The sequence below is a fragment of the Candidatus Merdisoma sp. JLR.KK006 genome, from assembly GCF_036941035.1.
Classification (GTDB): Bacteria; Bacillota; Clostridia; order Lachnospirales; family Lachnospiraceae; genus Laedolimicola.
The window spans coordinates 16,543-30,915 of record NZ_JAYMNS010000028.1; the positions used below are offsets into that span (position 1 = coordinate 16,543).

Genomic DNA, 14,373 nt, shown 5'->3' on the forward strand with positions numbered 1-14,373 from the left:
AACAAAATCACAATAAAATAACAATAAATTATTGACAAAGAACTATAAGCATGCTATTATCATAATTAATAAGTGGCATGTTAATAGTTCTTTGTTATTTTTATGTGAGGTATTGTTATGATTCCGGGTATTTTGGCAATAGATATTGGGACATCCTCCTGTAAAGCGGCAGTTTTTTCTTTAAAGGGAGATATGCTTGCTTTGGGAAAAGGAAGGTACTCGCTTTTGTTTCCCAAGGAAGGGTATGCAGAACAGAAGCCGGATGAGATTTATCAGGGAGTGTGTGAGGCAGTGTGCCATCTGGAAAGGCAGGGAATAGAGCTTTCTGAGATTCAGGCGATTTCCTTTAGTGCTCAGATCGCAGCTCAGTGTTTGGTTGATTCCAGAGGAAAGGCGGTTACTAATCTGATTTCCTGGATGGATATGCGTGCATGGGATGAGGCGCTGGAATTTACACAGAAGTTTTCCAAGGAGGAAACAGAATACCTGACAGGAGTGGATATGGTAGTGACACCCGCCTATAGCATTGCAAAGCTTCGGTGGCTTCACAACCATGAAAGAGGTCTGTTGGAGATGGCGGCCCGATTTGTACAGATTAAGGATTATGTAATTTATCATCTGACTGGCTGCTGGGTTTCTGATGCTGCAAGCTTAAAAGGACTGGTGCATGCAGAAACCGGGAAGGCTGTGCCGGAGATCATGACGTTTATTGGGGAATCGCCAGAGCTTCTTCCAAAGGTGAAAAAGCCATATGAAATTGCAGGATATCTGAAAAAGGGAGTAAGGGGCTTTGAACAGTTACCTGCGGGGATTCCTGTAATTGTTGGTTGGAATGATATGAATGCGGCCTTTCTGGGCATGGGTGCCTTAACGGGAAGCTGTATTGGAATGGATTTGACAGGGACGTCAGAACATCTGGGATGCGTAACTCTGCGAAAAAGAATAGAACAAAAGGCTTATGAGGGATTGAACCGTGTACCGTTTTTGGATGGGCGGGAGGTTTTCTATGGTGTAACCTCTTCTGGCGGACAGGCGGTGGAATGGTTTGTGAAGGATATGCTTGGAGAGCCGGATGTAAAAGCCTATTTTGAACGTTTGTTTGAGCGGCCAAAGGGACTGCCTTTGGCAGAGGAGCAGGGACCGATTTTTCTTCCTTATCTGGAAGGAGAACGCAATCCTTGGAATAACCGGGATGCACGGGGCGTATTTTTTGGTTTAAATCGCAGTCACAGACAGCCGGAGCTGGCCCTATCTGTACTGGAAGGTGTCTGCTTCGCTTTGAGAACTATTTATGACAGGCTTCCTCAGCTTCCGGAAAAGGTGGTGATCTCAGGCGGCGCCAGCTTTAATGAAGTATGGAACCAGATGAAGGCAGATGTGATGAATGTACCCTTTGTTCGCTTGGAAACTTCAGAAGCTGGTTGTACTGGGGCTGCTATTTTGGCGATTGCAGCGCTTCACCCGAAAAAAACAGTGGAAGAGCTTGCAGGTGGACTTTTCCGTCCTGCAAAGGTCTATTGGCCGGATCAAAAAAGACATCTAATTTATGAAAAGAAGTATCAAAGTTTTTTGAGGCTCTATCACAATCTGGAGCCGTTGTTTGGAAAACAGCAATGCCATAATGAGGAGGAGTTGTAATGAATGCAGTTATTTTTGGAGGAGGAAAGATTGCCCGCGGTTTTATTGCCCATCTTTTGAGCCGGAGCGGTTTTCATATTACCTTTGTAGAAGTGAATGAGGATCTGGTGAAAGCATTGAATGAGGAAGGCAGATATTATGTAAATGTTATGGGAAATCCGCAAAAGAGCCAGTGGGTAACAGATTTTACCTGCATTTGGCTTCAGGATATTGCGGGAATTGCCGGGGCTCTTGAGAAGGCAGACATTGCATTTACTTCTGTAGGAGGAAAAAATCTGAATGATCTGGCAGGAATTATTGGAAAGGCCTATCAGTTTATGGATGAGGAAGCTTTGCAGCATGAATTCACGATTGTCACCTGTGAGAACTGGAAGGAGCCGGGAAGGCAGCTGAAAAGCAGCATTCTAAAAGCCCTTGAGGGTTCGAATCGAAGAGAAGCGTTTGAAGCCCGGATAGGTATTTCGGAGGCGGTAATTATGCGTTCGGGTGTGGAGGCAACAGAAGAAGTAAAGCAGATAGATAACAATGCTGTATCAGTTACTGATTTCTGGGAGCTGCCTATTGATAAGGCCGGGATGAAAGGGAGATTGCTTCCCTTTGAAGGGGTGATTTACAAAGAAAATTTTGCAGGCTTTCTGCAGCAGAAGCTCTTTACTTTTAATACTACAAACGCAACTATCGCTTATCTTGGATGTCTGCGTGGAATGCAGCTTTTGTCAGATGCAGCAAATGATCCGGAGATTGCGGAGATCGTACATAGAGTACATGAAGAGATCAATCCTGCGATTGCAAAGGAGATGGGGATTCCTCTTGCTGAACAGTGTGCCTTTGCACAGAAAGCATTGAAAAAATATCAGGATATGAGTGTAACAGATTTTACAGAACGGCATGGGCGTGATCCAATCCGGAAATTAGGTCCCTCTGATCGGATTGTAGGTACTTTGCGCCTTGTGGAAAAGTATGGGATTCCCTGTGATGCCCTGGCAATTACACTGGCCGCAGCACTGCATTATCCGGTTGTGAATCGGGAAGACCCGACGGCCCTGCAGCTTGAGAAGCTGCGAAAAGAGCAGGGGATAGATGCGATTCTTGAAAAGATCTGTGGGATATCGCCCCGGGAGCCGATAGCAGAACTGGTGAAGCGGCAGGTGAAATTCCTTAGAGAAAAGGAGTGGTTAGATGGCTGAACATGTGGTGATTATAGGTGCCGGCGGCAGCGGACGGGGATTTATTGCCAGACTGCTTCAGGAGGAGAATGTAAAGCTTTGTTTTGTAGATCAGAATGTGGAGCTGGTGGAAGCATTGAATAAGAGGGGACAGTATGGTATCCGGGTGGGTGCAAAAGCTTCGAAGACAGTGATTCGCAATTACGAGGCGTTTGTTCCTGATGATGAGAAAGCAGTGACAAGAGCGGCACAGGCAGACTGGATTTTTACTGCAGTGGGGGAGGAGCATTTAAAGGAGCTGATGCCTTTTTTAGAGAAGGTAACTGTAAAAAAGGGGGAGCCTGTACGGATTGTGGCATGCGAAAATGGAATTGCGCCGAAGGTAGTATTTCGCAGAGCATTGGAAGGAAGTAAAGCACAGGACAGCATGATTACGCAGGGAGTGATTTTCTGTACCAGTATTCCGGAGAAGGAAGGGAGCCTTGATATTATTTCCGAAGATTACCCCGAACTGCCCTATGATATTGATGAGGAGCTGTTCCGTTTGCCTTTTGCTCATTTCCCGGCAACACCTCGTCTGGACAGACTGTTGCAGCGGAAAATTTATACATATAACTGTCTTAGCGCATGTATTTCCTATCTGGGTGCATATTTAAAATATGATATTTATTCGGATGCGGCCAATGATGGGTTGATCCGTCAGTATTGCACGCTGCTTTTGACAGGCTTGAATCGTACGCTGTGCAGATATATGGATGTGGAGCCCAAAGAGCAGACGGAATTTTCCAAAAGGGCTTTGAAGAAATTTTCCAATCCCAATATTTCAGATACGATTCAGAAAAATGCGCGATCAGCAGTGAGAAAGCTTGCGCCTACAGAACGGATTATGGGACCAATGAGATTGATGGAGCAGGAGGGCGAGGACACCTTTGTATTGCGTCTGGTTGCGGCCGCAGCTTTGCTCTATCTGGAAAGAAACGAGGATTTGAAGTATCAGAATAAGGAGTATCCAGATGCAATCAGTCTGTTCCGGGTGCTGAATCCTCAGACAAATGAGAGAGAAATCCAATGTATCTGCGGAATATTAGAAGAACTCCGGAAGGGAAAAAACCTGAAAGAAATTTCGGAGGAATCAGTATGCGAAGTTGTTTGAATTGTAAAAAGTAATAAATTAACTTTGTGTATAAACAATAAAATAATATAAAGTTAATAATATTTCAACAAATTTATCTTGATAAATTGTGAAATTTGTGGTAAATTCATAACAATAAAATAACAATAGAAAGGGGAAAAGAAAATGAGTATATGGGAAAGCCTGGATCAGATTTTAAGGAATGCCAAAGTTGTGGATCTGTCCCCGGTAATTGAAAAAGGAATGCCGAAATGGCCCACACATCCTCAGATTGTTGTGGATCCTACAATTACACATGCACATGACGGCTATTACTGTCAGAGTCTGGTTATGGGAGAGCATACAGGTGCTCATGTAGACTGTCCGGCACATATTATAGAAGCTATGATGGACTGTACTGTTGATACGTATCCGGCAAACATGATATTCGGTCCAGCCATCAAGTATGAGGTGTATAAGCTGAAGGCAAAGCCGGGGGATCGGATTACAAAGGAGCAGATTCTGGCCTTGGAAAAGGAAATGGGCGATCAGGCAGAGAAGGGAGATATTGTTCTGATGGATTTCGGGTGGCAGAAGTATTGGAAGACGGATGCTTCTTGGAAGTATTACGCATTAAATGAGCCGGGCCTGTCAGAGGAAGCCTGTCAGCTCTTTGCTGACAGAGGTGTTAAGGCAGTTGGTTCGGATACGGTAGCCTGTGATACACCAGTCATTGACGGGGAAGAGCTGCATTCCTATGGACACAGAAATTCCTGGCTGCCTAATCAGATTTTTATTATGGAAATGTTAATGAACTTAAGTGAACTGCCAACAAGAAGCTATTTCATGGCATTACCTCTCAGGATTAAACATGGATCGGGTTCACCTATTCGTCCGATTGCAATTATTGAGTAGAGTAATGTGAGAAATATAAATTTAAGGAGGATGAAGGTATGAGAAAGAAACTATGGAAGAAACTGGCCGTTGTGATGTCAGCAGTGATGATGATATCCTTATTTGGAGCTTGCTCGTCCGGGCAGGAAGAGCAGAATCCGGCACCAGCTGCGGATGAAAACGTTCAATAGGACAGCGAACAGCCTCAGGAGGATGCTGCGAGCAATGAACTTCTGGCCTTGTATGATTCGATTCCTACGGATCCGGAGCATATCGAATTAGATACGCTTCCAGAATTAAAAGCAGATGGTAAATATACCATTGGATGTGCCATGACAAATGTATCTACAGGATGGTTTAAGGGTCTTTATGACAATCTGAAAATATTATTGGATGAAGCAGGGATTAACGTACTGCTTGTGGAGTGCAATGACGATGCAAATGAGCAGGTAAATCAGGTTGAGAACTTTATTGCTCAGAAGGTAGATGCGATTATTATCAATCCGGCCAATCCACAAGAAACGGTGACTTCTGTGCTGGAGGATACCTGTGAGGCAGGAATTCCGGTGGTTGCGGTTGACGTTCCTCCAGAAGAAGGCGCAGCATACTTAACGGCCTGCGTAACAGATGCTTATCAGCTTGGCTATATGGTTGGAGAAGAACTGGCAGCGAGATTACTGGAGATGTATCCAGAAGGAGAGATTGAGTATGGTCTGATCGGCGGTACAGACGGCAACTCCATCGCAGCACTGAGAAATCAGGGTGCCAGAGACGCAATTGCGGCAGTAGATACAGAGGGACGGATTGTGGAGGCTGTATTCCTTTATGCAGGGGCATATTCTGAAGAGTCTGGACTGGAGACGGCGCAGAATATGTTATCAGCAAATCAGAATCTAAAGTGCATTATTGGTACCTGTGATGCACATATTGTAGGTGCAACCAGCGCTGCAGAGCAGCTGGATCTGGCAGACAATCTGATTATGGGAGCAGTAGACGGTTCCAAAGGCGCCCTTGAAATTATGAAGGATGGAGGTCCCATTGTTGCCCTTGGTCTGAACAGTCCTTATCAGGTAGGTGAAGCGGCGGCAAGAACCATTCTGGGTTATTTGAACGATGGAACACTTCCTCCTACAAAAACCCTTCAGATGGAGCCCACTCTGGTTACACCGGATATTGTAGATGATTACTACGATCCAGAAGCAGCTTGGTAGAAGTGAAAAAAGAATAGGTATTGGAACAACTGTGAGAGGGGCTGTCCGAGACAGCCCCTCGTATATCAATAGCTTGTAAAAGAGACAGGGAGGTATGTGCATGCAGACCATGCTTGAAATGAAAGATATCAATAAGTCGTTTGGTGTCGTACATGCTCTCAAGGGTGTGACTTTGGAGGTGCAAAAAGGGGAGACCATGGCGCTGGTTGGAGAGAATGGAGCAGGGAAAAGTACCCTGATGAAGATTCTGACTGGCGCATATCAAAGGGATACAGGAAAAATTATTCTGGATGGTGAGGAGATTAAGAAAAATACAACGGCAGCTGCTAAAAAGCATGGGATTGCACAGGTGTATCAGCAGGCGGAGCTGGTAGAGGAACTGACTGTTGCGGAGAATATCTGCCTTGGTGAGAAAGCCCATGCGCCAAAAGGACTAGTACCCTGGAAACAGATGTATAAGGCGGTAGAGGAATTACTGGAACATTATCATATGCCGATTCATGCTGTCACACCGGTAAAGGAATTGAGCAGTGCCATGAAACAGTTTGTGGCTATTGCGAAGGTATTGTTTCGGAAGCCGAAGCTCATTATTTTTGATGAGCCTACAGCGGTTTTGTCAGACAGTGAAGTAACGATTCTTTTTGAAATTATTGAGTCTTTGAAAAAAGAACAGATTACGATGATTTACATTTCCCACAGGTTGGAAGAAGTGTTCCAGTTAAGTGATCGCATATCAATTATGAGAGATGGCAGCTTAGTAGCTGTTCTTGAAAATACAGATCTTACAAAGGACGATTTGATTGCACATATGTTGGGAAAGAATCTTGGAGCTATGTATTGTCAGGAAAAGGGGCATCCTCTTAGTGACAAGGCAGTGCTGGAACTGGAGCAGGTATCAACCCATAAGATTCATGATGTAAGTTTTTCTTTGAAGGAAGGAGAAATCCTTGGAATTGCCGGCCTGGTGGGAAGCGGAAGAACAGAGACAGCAATGGCTGTTTTGGGTGTGGATAAAATAAAAAGCGGAAAAATGCGTGTGAAAGGTAAAGAGGTAAGGTTTCGATTTCCGGCTGATGCGGCAAAAGCAGGAATTTTTCTTGCACCGGAGGATCGAAAAAAGCAGGCTATGGTTTTGTGTCGGCCTATTCGGGAAAATATATCCCTTTCACGACTTGACTCCATTGCTGCACATGGAATCTGTGATAAAAAGAAAGAGTTTACAAGGATACAGCAATTATGCAGAGATTTGAAGGTGAAAATGGCTTCCATAGAAAGCCCGGTACAGGAACTGAGCGGAGGTAATCAGCAGAAAATAGTGATTGCAAAGGCATTTACCGCAGATCCGGATATTTTGATTTTTGATGAACCTACCCAGGGAATTGATGTAGGGGCAAAGGCGGAGATTTACAATCTTTTGGAAAGACTCAGGAAACAGGGAAAATCTATTCTTGTGATTTCCTCAGAGATTGAAGAGATACAGGGAGTGTGTGATCGGACCATTGTTATGCGCGGCGGCTATGTGGTGGGAGAAGTAGGAAAAGAGGAACTGGAGTGTACGGAATTAATTCTGCAGTGTATGTATAAGGAGAAACAGATATGAATATGAGTGCAAAAGTAAAGGGGTATTTTAAGACACAGGCAATTCCTATTGGAGTACTTGCATTGATGATTTTGATTGCATCCGTTCTTTCTGATGTGTTTTTTACAAAAATCAATATGCAGAATTTATTGATTCAGCAGGCATCAGTTATGGTTGTTAGCCTGGGGATGTTCACCTGCATTCTTTCAGGCGGTATTGATCTGAGTGTGGGTTCTAATTTGGCTGTTGCAAGTGTGTTCATGGCTTCATTTTTGAATCATAGTAATTTTGGAACTGCCCTTTTGGGAACACTTTTGATATGTATGGTAATCGGACTTGTGAATGGATTTATTGTTTCTGCATTGCAAATTGCGCCTTTCATTGTTACCCTTGGCATGATGGAATTTGCCAGAGGTATCGCCTATTGGTATACTGGTTCCTCACCAGTATCTTGGAAGCAGGCAAATGGCGCGGCGGTAATGACTTTTATCGGAAAAGGTAAAATCGCAGGAATTCCCATGCTGACAATCATTATGATTGTTATGATTCTTGGGACAATGTTTATTATGCGTGAAACAATTATTGGGCGTATTACCTATGCCATCGGCGGAAATGAAGAAGCGGTAAAGCTCTCGGGGATTAATACCCTTGCATGGAAAATGTTCCCTTATATTTTTTCTGGATTTTGCTGTGCCATCGGCGGAGTGCTAATGACGGCAAGGCTGGGACTTGGAGCGCCTACGAATGGGGAGGAGCTGGCAAATGACTGTATCGCTGCTGTTGTAATTGGCGGAGCAAGCTTTACAGGCGGCAAGGGAAATATCAGTGGTGTTATTATTGGTGTGTTTATTCTGGGGATTATTAATAATCTGTTGGATCTGTTGAATGTTTCTTCTTATCCTCAGATGATGTTGAAAGGTGCCATTATTGTACTTGCGGTTATTTTCTCTACAATAAAGGATAAGAATGCTTAAGAGTATATTTGTTACATAATTAAGAAACCCTTTGATATGGAATATTTATAGAAGAAAGACAGAGGATTATGCAGGGCATAATCCCCTGTCTTTCCTTTTTACGGCTTAACTCCGCTTTCTTCATATATATCAAAATTTTAATGGATTATACATTTTTTGTATAGATCTAGCATTTTGGCATATAGAAATTGCAGACAGTATATTTACCATACTTCCGTGGAAATGTTATAATTTTTACGATATTTAGGGTGTAATTATCTAATATACCCAATTTTGTTCCAACACCTGGCCAGGGTGGAATTGTTTTATTCACTATTTCTAAACCGGATATTGTGTGATTTGTATAGAAAAAATCCACAAATTCGGTTGAATATGTCCATATTAAGGAGGGAAACTTGTGAAGAACATGAAGAAATTACTTGCAGCTCTTCTGGTCGTGGTTTTGGCTTTTGGATTAGCTGCGTGCGGAAAGGCTTCCGACGGCAAGACCCATCTGACATTCCAGATCTGGGATGTGAACCAGAGAGATGGTATGCAGGAAATGTGTGATGCCTACACCGCAAAGAACCCGGATGTGGTAATTGAGGTTCAGGTTACGAGCTGGAGCGAGTACTGGACCAAGCTGGAGGCAGCGGCAATCAGCAATCAGATGCCAGATGTGTTCTGGATGCATACCAATGAGATCTTAAAGTATGCGGATTACGGCATGATTGCAGATCTGACGGATCTTTATAATGACGAAGATCCCGACTATTACAAGAATCATTTTTCAGAAATCTCTCTGGCAAATATCCAGGGAAGCGACGGCAGATATTACGGCATCCCCAAGGATAAGGATACGGTCTGTCTGGTTTACAACAAGGAGATGTTTGATGCTGCAAAGGTAGATTATCCCGATGATACCTGGACCTGGGACGACCTGACGGAAGTATCCCAAAAGGTGTATGATGCCACCGGCAAATACGGCTACATGGCCTACGGAGACGATCAGCTTGGATACTGGAACTTCGTATACCAGAACGGCGGCTACATATTAACTGAGGATAAGTCAAAAGGCGGCTTTGACAATCCGGCTACCCGGGAAGCTATGGAGTTTTACATCAATCTTCAGAAAGAGGACTGGTGCCCGGATCAAAATTATTTTGCGGAGACTTCTCCCGGAACGGCGTTCTTCTCAGAGCAGGGCTCCATGTATCTGGAGGGAAACTGGAATCTTCTTGCATCCATGCAGAATTATCCGGAGATGCAGGGAAAATGGGACGTGGCAGTGCTTCCCAAGTGTCCGAATCCTGCGGAGGGTGACGGAAGAGCCACCATTTCCAATGGTCTGTGTTATGCAACTGCGGCAAAGGGCAAGAACCTGGAGATTGTAAAGGATGTGCTCAAGTTCTTCGGTTCCGAGGAGGGACAGCGTATCCAGGGTGAGTCCGGAGCAGCGATCCCGGCTTACATCGGCCTTGAGGATACCTGGGTTGGGGTATTTGACCAGTTTGACTATAAATTGGATGTCCAGAAATGTGTAGATATGTTTGATTACGGTGTGCAGAGCGTGAACAATGCTTCCCGTTCCGTATGGAAGCCAAAAGTTTCTGATGAGCTTCTTCGTATTTACTCCGGCAAATCTACATTAGAGGATGGACTTAATAATATTCAGAGCTACATCGATACGGCGGAAGCAGAGTAGAGGGGAGGCTTATACATGGCAAATAACAGCAAGGCGGGCAAGTTCGCCAAGACCGAGGGTATGTGGGGCTATATCATGGTGGCACCCACCATCATCGGCTTGATTGTGCTGAATCTTTACCCGTTTATTGACACCTTAAAATTGAGCTTTACAAAGACAAAGCCCTTTGGCTTTTATGAATTTAACGGTTTGACCAACTATATCAACATGTTCACCAACGCAGACTTCTGGAGAGCGAACTTAAATACCATTTATTTCTGTCTCCTGACCGTGCCCCTTGGTATTTTCCTGGCATTGGTGGTTGCGGTTATGCTGAACACAAAGATTAAGGGAAGAACGGCTTTCCGTGCCATCTTCTTTCTGCCTATGGTTGTAGCTCCGGCAGCGGTTGCCATGGTGTGGAAGTGGATGTTCAACACCGAGTATGGTATCATCAATACCCTCCTGGGACATAACGTAAACTGGATTACCAATCCTAACGTGGTTATGGTGACCTGTGCCATCGTGGCAATCTGGAGTGCCATCGGTTACGATGCGGTGCTTCTTCTGTCAGGACTTCAGAATATCTCCAAGTCCTACTATGAGGCGGCAAGCCTTGACGGAGCGACTAAGATTCAGCAGTTTTTTCACATTACGCTGCCTATGGTTTCTCCAACCTTGTTTGTAGTTATGATTATGCGTCTGATGTCCTCTTTGAAAGTATATGACCTGATTTACATGATTGTAGAGGAATCAAACCCGGCATTGACAAGTGCCCAGTCTCTGATGTTCCTGTTCTACCGTGAGTCTTTCGTGGCCGGCAATAAAGGCTATGGATCCGCAGTGGTAATCTGGACCGTTCTTCTTATCGGTATTGTAACGGCATTCCAGTTCTGGGGACAGAAGAAATGGGTGAATTACGAAGTATAGGAGGTGAAGAAGTATGAAATCCAATTCATTAGAGAGAAATCAAAAGCTTCGGACAGCAGGCACGTATTTGTTTTTCATCATTGGGTCCATCATTATGATCTTCCCCTTTATCTGGATGCTTCTGACCAGCTTTAAGACGGTAGCCGAGAGTATGCAGATTCCACCGGATTTCTTCCCGGCACAGTGGATTATTGATAACTTTAAGGACGCTATGGCAAGTCTTCCCTTTGGGGCCCTTTACAAGAATACCATCCTGTTGATTTTCTGGCGTGTGGTTTGTGCGGTGGCATTCAGTTCCATGGCGGGTTATGCATTTGCAAAGCTGAACTTTAAGGGAAAGAATCTCCTCTTCTCCCTGGTTCTGGTACAGATGATGCTTCCCTCCCAGATCTTCATCACGCCCCAGTATCAGATGCTGGCGAAGCTGGGACTGACCAATACGATTTTTGCCCTGGTATTTCCGGGTCTTGTAAGTGCTTTCGGTACATTCTTCTTACGGCAGGCTTACATGGGAATCCCCGATGAGATTTCCGAAGCGGCCTATCTGGACGGTTGTAACCAGTGGCAAACCTTTGTTAAGGTAATGGTTCCATTGACCACCTCGTCCATGGCGGCACTGGCCGTATTTACCGCAGTGTTCGCTTACGGAGACCTGATGTGGCCCCTGATTGCCAACACAGATTTGAAGATGATGACGCTGTCCTCCGGTCTTGCAACCCTCCGGGGTCAGTTTAACACCAACTTCCCGGTTATGATGGCCGGTTCCCTCTTAGCTATGATCCCCATGGTGGTTCTGTATCTGTTCTTCCAGAAGCAGTTCATCGAGGGTGTTGCAATGACGGGCGGCAAGTAATAAAATAGTTCTATCACTTTACCTACGTTGGAGGGCTACATAGATGTCAGTCAGATATATAGAAAGCAAAAAAACATTTCTGTTACAGACAAAGAGCAGCACTTATCAGATGAAGATAAGTGATTATGGATATCTTTTGCATTTATATTATGGAGAACGGCTGGAAGACGAGGATTTGAGTTATTTGATACAGCTGCAGGACCGTGGCTTTTCTCCCAACCCCTATGAGGCGGGAAATGACCGTACATTTTCTTTAGACTTCCTACCGCAGGAGTTCTCAAGTGACGGAAGCTCTGATTATCGATTAAGCAGTATTGAAATAAAAAACGGGGACGGAAGCTATGCCTTTGTGGGAAAGGTGGCAAAGCATCAGATTTATTCCGGCAAGTACCATTTGGCAGGTCTTCCCTCCCTTTGGACAACAGAAAAAGACACGGCGGACACCCTGGAGATTTGGCTTACGGATGCCGTGACACAGCTTACGGTGGTGCTCTGCTATTGTGTATTGGAAGAAAAGGATATTATTACCCGGTCTGTTCGGGTCATCAACCAGAGTGAGGATACCATTTATTTAAACCGCATTATGTCAATGACCATGGATTTTATGGATTCCGATTATGATTTCATTCATTTTGACGGACGCCACACCATGGAGCGGGAATGGAGCAGGAACCCCCTTGCCTGCGGGATTCAGACCGTAGGAAGCTTTCGGGGGGCCTCAAGTCATCAGCACAATCCCTTTGCGGTTCTCTGCGAGAGCGCCGCAAATGAGGATTACGGACGCTGCTATGGATTTTCCTTTGTATACAGCGGCAACTTTATGTGCAAGGTGGAAAAGGACCAGTATGATCAGACACGGATTGTCATGGGCATCCATCCCAAGCATTTTTCCTGGCAGATGAAGCCGGGGGAGAGCTTTACGGCACCGGAGGTGGTGCTGGCTTACTCAGGGCAGGGACTTACCCATCTGACCCATTTGTATCACAATGTATACCGTGAAAACCTGTGTAAAAGCCCTTATGCAAAGAAAGAACGGCCTATCCTGATAAACAGTTGGGAGGCGGCGTATTTTGACTTCGACGAGGAAAAGCTTTTAAAGATTGCAGGTGATGCCGTGGACATGGGGGTTGAGCTTTTTGTTCTGGATGACGGCTGGTTCGGCAACCGGAATAATGACAATGCGGCATTGGGAGACTGGGATGTGAACACGGCAAAGCTGCCCCGCGGCTTAAAGGGGCTTTCGGATGAAATCCATGCCATGGGCTTAAAGTTCGGCATTTGGATTGAGCCGGAGATGGTGTCCGAGGACAGCGAGCTTTACCGGAAACATCCGGACTGGTGCCTGCAGATGCCGAGACGTCAGCCCTCCAGAGGAAGATATCAGCTTGTGCTTGACCTGTCCAGAGAGGATGTGCGGGACTATATTGTCACATCCATCAACGGCGTGCTGGGCAGTGCCAGGATTGAGTATGTAAAATGGGATATGAACCGGTTTATCACGGATGCCTGGTCAGCCATTGCCGAGAAAGAGAAACAGGGCGAGATTTATCACCGTTATATCCTGGGTCTGTACGACATTATGAACCGCATTATCCTGACGCATCCGGAGGTTCTGTTCTGCGGGTGCAGCGGAGGGGGCGGACGCTTTGACCCGGGAATGCTTTACTACCAGCCCCAGATTTGGTGCAGTGACAACACGGATGCGGTGTGCCGCTTAAAGATTCAATACGGGACCACGTTCGTATATCCGGTTTCCGCCATGGAATCCCACGTGTCGGTCTGCCCCAACCATCAGACAGGGCGGACGGTGCCCATAAAGACAAGAGGGGTAACGGCTATGGACGGAATTCTGGGCTATGAGCTGGATTCCACCAAAATGATACAGGAAGAGAAACAGATCTGCAGGGAGCAGATACAGAGCTATAAAAAGGATTATGCATTGATTGCAGAGGGCGATTATTTCAGGCTTACCAATCCTTATACCTTTATGGAGTATGTGGCCTGGGAGCATGTATCCCGGGATCAGAAAGAAGCCTTGATATCCCTGGTAATTATGGAAAAGGAGGCCAACGATGCGCAGCGGTGCGTAAAGGCAAAGGGCCTGAATCCCGGAATGTATTACCAGGTGGAGGAGATGGAGGGGCATTTTTCCGGCCAGGTTCTCATGAGTGCCGGTCTTCCCGTTCCAAACGGCCTTTTGCAGTATGAGGCAATTCAATATCATATTCGAGCGATATAAAAACAGCAGCCTTTGAACAGTACACAGAAGCAATTACGGACACATGCTTTTGCGGCCGGAAATGCTTCTAGGTAAGAGTGTACTGGAAAAGGGTGCGGAACTAAAATAGGAGGCG

General features: G+C 45.3%; 12 protein-coding genes. All 12 read left to right on the plus strand.

Going from position 1 to position 14,373, the window contains the following annotated elements:
- Positions 1 to 117: 117 nt before the first annotated feature.
- The 12 genes from VSQ61_RS17625 (at position 118) to VSQ61_RS17680 (ending at position 14,258) form a co-directional block, all read left to right on the plus strand.
- Complete coding sequence (locus VSQ61_RS17625; RefSeq protein WP_334345698.1) at positions 118 to 1,638, plus strand: xylulokinase; 1,521 nt, start codon at positions 118 to 120, stop codon at positions 1,636 to 1,638.
- Positions 1,638 to 2,825 carry a mannitol dehydrogenase family protein gene (locus tag VSQ61_RS17630; RefSeq protein WP_334345699.1) on the plus strand — a complete coding sequence of 396 codons (1,188 nt, stop codon included), beginning with the start codon at positions 1,638 to 1,640 and terminating at the stop codon, positions 2,823 to 2,825. The genes VSQ61_RS17625 and VSQ61_RS17630 overlap by 1 nt, the downstream gene beginning before the upstream one ends.
- On the plus strand, positions 2,818 to 3,957 hold the full coding sequence (locus VSQ61_RS17635) for a mannitol dehydrogenase family protein (RefSeq protein WP_334345700.1): 1,140 nt from the start codon (positions 2,818 to 2,820) through the stop codon (positions 3,955 to 3,957). Before VSQ61_RS17630 ends, VSQ61_RS17635 begins: the two co-directional genes overlap by 8 nt.
- Positions 3,958 to 4,101: 144 nt before the next feature.
- On the plus strand, positions 4,102 to 4,830 hold the full coding sequence (locus VSQ61_RS17640; protein WP_334345701.1) for a cyclase family protein: 729 nt from the start codon (positions 4,102 to 4,104) through the stop codon (positions 4,828 to 4,830).
- A 38-nt stretch (positions 4,831 to 4,868) separates the two neighbouring features.
- Positions 4,869 to 5,000, plus strand: coding sequence for a hypothetical protein (locus VSQ61_RS17645; protein WP_334345702.1), 132 nt, complete (start codon positions 4,869 to 4,871; stop codon positions 4,998 to 5,000).
- A 48-nt stretch (positions 5,001 to 5,048) separates the two neighbouring features.
- Positions 5,049 to 6,020: a sugar ABC transporter substrate-binding protein gene (locus VSQ61_RS17650; protein ID WP_334345703.1), complete on the plus strand. Its 972-nt coding sequence runs from the start codon at positions 5,049 to 5,051 to the stop codon at positions 6,018 to 6,020.
- A 100-nt stretch (positions 6,021 to 6,120) separates the two neighbouring features.
- Entirely contained in the window at positions 6,121 to 7,620 is a 1,500-nt protein-coding gene (locus tag VSQ61_RS17655; RefSeq protein ID WP_334345704.1) for a sugar ABC transporter ATP-binding protein, read from the plus strand.
- A complete protein-coding gene (locus tag VSQ61_RS17660; protein WP_334345705.1) occupies positions 7,617 to 8,573 on the plus strand; it encodes an ABC transporter permease in 957 nt (318 codons plus the stop codon). Before VSQ61_RS17655 ends, VSQ61_RS17660 begins: the two co-directional genes overlap by 4 nt.
- A 406-nt stretch (positions 8,574 to 8,979) precedes the next feature.
- Positions 8,980 to 10,257, plus strand: coding sequence for an ABC transporter substrate-binding protein (locus VSQ61_RS17665; RefSeq protein WP_160563406.1), 1,278 nt, complete (start codon positions 8,980 to 8,982; stop codon positions 10,255 to 10,257).
- Between the two features lie 15 nt (positions 10,258 to 10,272).
- Complete coding sequence (locus VSQ61_RS17670; protein WP_334345707.1) at positions 10,273 to 11,166, plus strand: carbohydrate ABC transporter permease; 894 nt, start codon at positions 10,273 to 10,275, stop codon at positions 11,164 to 11,166.
- 13 nt (positions 11,167 to 11,179) lie between these two features.
- Positions 11,180 to 12,019 (plus strand): carbohydrate ABC transporter permease, encoded by an 840-nt coding sequence (locus tag VSQ61_RS17675; RefSeq protein ID WP_160563237.1) that lies wholly within the window; start codon positions 11,180 to 11,182, stop codon positions 12,017 to 12,019.
- Positions 12,020 to 12,062: 43 nt separating this feature from the next.
- The gene (locus VSQ61_RS17680) at positions 12,063 to 14,258 is read left to right on the plus strand and encodes an alpha-galactosidase (protein WP_334345708.1); all 2,196 of its coding nucleotides are present in this window, start codon (positions 12,063 to 12,065) and stop codon (positions 14,256 to 14,258) included.
- Positions 14,259 to 14,373 lie beyond the last annotated feature (115 nt).